This window comes from Romboutsia sp., assembly GCF_035470145.1.
GTDB lineage: Bacteria > Bacillota > Clostridia > Peptostreptococcales > Peptostreptococcaceae > Romboutsia_D.
On record NZ_DATIRC010000049.1, the window covers coordinates 1 to 2,319 of the forward strand.

A 2,319-nucleotide genomic window follows, 5' to 3' on the forward strand; every position below is an offset into this window, starting at 1 on the left:
ATTATTGACAAGGAAGGGGTGATCCAATATTATAATGTTAATAATTTATTGTGCGGTAGAAGTATCAATGAAATTCTTCGTATTTTAAAATCAATTCAATATATTAAAGAGCATCCCGGACAAGCCTGTCCTGTAGAGTGGGAATCTGGAGATCACCTTTTATATTCACATCCGTTAAAAGCAACTTTTTATTTTAAAGAATTTTACTCGTCTGAAAAAAATTAATGAAAAAAATTAAAAATTTATGTCGAAACTAAAAACTCGAAAATCTGCTCAAAAACGATATAAAAGAACAGGGACCGGTCAATTTTTGCGCCGTCACGCTTTTAAAGGTCATCTTTTATGTAAAAAATCTAAGACTCAGAAACGGAAATTATCGCAAACAATTTGTGTTAGTACTAGTGATAGTAAACCTATTAAATTAATGTTACCTTATTAAAAAGAATGGTTAGAGTTAAACGAGGAAACGTAGCACGAAAAAGAAGAAATAAAATATTACAGCTTGCAAAAGGTTATCGTGGCGCTCATTCGCGACTTTTTAGAGTAGCAAATCAACAAATTATGAAAGCTTTACGCTACTCGTTTGTTGGTAGAAAGCAAAAGAAACGTACTTTTAGAAAGATTTGGATTACGCGAATAAATGCAGCTTCAAAACTAAATGGTTTATCTTATAGCAAATTAATACATAATTTTAAAAAATCAAAGATTGAGTTAAATCGAAAGATGCTTTCACAAATCGCTATTTTAGATACCCAAACATTTAATAAATTAGTAGCACTTTCTAATTAATTTTAGGATCAATCTTTGAATACGAAAAGATTTAAGGTTTTTTAACTAATAAAGAACTATTTTTCAAATAAGCTTACAAAATTTTAATAAATTAATCTAACTTTTTAAGTTTATGTTAAATATTATAACTATAATATAAATTAGAAAGTTAGTATAAACTTATGATTTTATGAGTATAGATGAAGATTTAGAGAAATTACTTGATAATTTACCATTTTTTATTCAAAAAAATTTAAATAATCACCCAAACAAAGACAAACTCATTGAAATTGTCATGGATTTAGGTCGGCGGCCTGAAGCTCGTTTTACCAATGGCTCAGAATACTTATCTCAAAAGATTGTCTCATGGCAGGATATTGATTATATAACAAAACGAACTAGTCATTTCAGTGACGATAATAGAGCGGGTATTGAGCGGACTCTTCATCGTATAAGTTGTATTAGAAATCGACAATCTTTAATAAATGGATTAACTTGTCGTGTCGGTCGTGCAATTTTTGGAACAATCAGTATAATTCGTGATTTATTAGAATCAGGACAATCTATTTTAATTTTAGGGAAACCTGGAGTCGGTAAAACTACAATTATCCGGGAAATTGCTAGAGTTTTGTCGGATGAAATGGAAAAAAGAGTGATTATTGTTGATACATCAAATGAGATTGCTGGGGATAGTGACATTCCTCATTCAGGTATTGGTCGTGCACGTCGAATGCAAGTAGCAAAAACTGAATTTCAACATCAAATAATGATTGAAGCAGTCGAGAATCATATGCCGGAAATAATTATCATTGATGAAATTGGAACCGAACTGGAAGCTCTTGCTGCACGGACTATTGCTGAAAAAGGTGTCCAACTTGTAGGTACAACTCATGGAAATTGTTTAGAAAATTTAATTAAAAATCCTTCTTTAGCTGATTTAATTGGGGGAATTCAATATGTTACTTTAAGTGATGATGAAGCAAAAAGACGTGGAACACAAAAAAGTATTTTAGAAAGAAAGGCTTATCCTGCCTTTCAAATAGCTATTGAAATTAATGACCAAAATTCTTGGACGATTCATGAAAATATAAAAAATTCTATCGATTTAATATTACGAGGTAATTATTCTGTTTCTCAACTTCGACAAATCTCAACAAATGAGAAAACACGTCTAAGATATAAAAAACTTCAAACAAATCCTGTCTCACTATTTAAAACTACTAATTTTTTGAAAAATAGTTCAACTTCAAATATCAATAATTGGACAGTTTTACTGAACCGAAGTCAAATAAAATCACGGAACTTAAAAACTAAAAAATTATTAATTTATACATATTCACTTTCAAATAATTTAATTAAAGAAGCCAGCCGCAAGCTTGGCCTTAAAGTTCTATTAACAAAAGAAATTAAACAAGCAAGGCTAATTGTTGGTTTAAAAAAACATCTGAAACAAAATCTTAAGTTGAAAAAATTGGCAAAACAAAAAAATATTCCAATATATACTGTTAATCGAGCAAGTGTCTATCAAGTAATTAAATTATTTCAATCATT

At 29.5% G+C, this 2,319-nt stretch carries 3 protein-coding genes and 1 pseudogene; all 4 read left to right on the plus strand.

What is annotated here, in order from left to right; genetic code table 11:
• Positions 1 to 225: pseudogene (locus VLM92_RS01730) on the plus strand (hypothetical protein); the annotation flags it as partial.
• Positions 226 to 244: 19 nt separating this feature from the next.
• Complete coding sequence (rpmI, locus tag VLM92_RS17360; protein WP_325274631.1) at positions 245 to 439, plus strand: 50S ribosomal protein L35; 195 nt, start codon at positions 245 to 247, stop codon at positions 437 to 439.
• Between the two features lie 5 nt (positions 440 to 444).
• Positions 445 to 789 (plus strand): 50S ribosomal protein L20, encoded by a 345-nt coding sequence (rplT, locus tag VLM92_RS01740; protein WP_325274632.1) that lies wholly within the window; start codon positions 445 to 447, stop codon positions 787 to 789.
• A 169-nt stretch (positions 790 to 958) separates the two neighbouring features.
• Positions 959 to 2,319, plus strand: a 1,361-nt coding sequence (locus VLM92_RS01745; protein WP_325274633.1) for an AAA family ATPase, incomplete at its 3' end; no start/stop codon positions are given.

Coding starts and splice junctions, on each gene's coding strand:
- rpmI (WP_325274631.1), top strand. CDS start 245: ATGTCGAAACTAAAAACTCGAAAATCTGCTCAAAAACGATATAAAAGA.
- rplT (WP_325274632.1), top strand. CDS start 445: ATGGTTAGAGTTAAACGAGGAAACGTAGCACGAAAAAGAAGAAATAAA.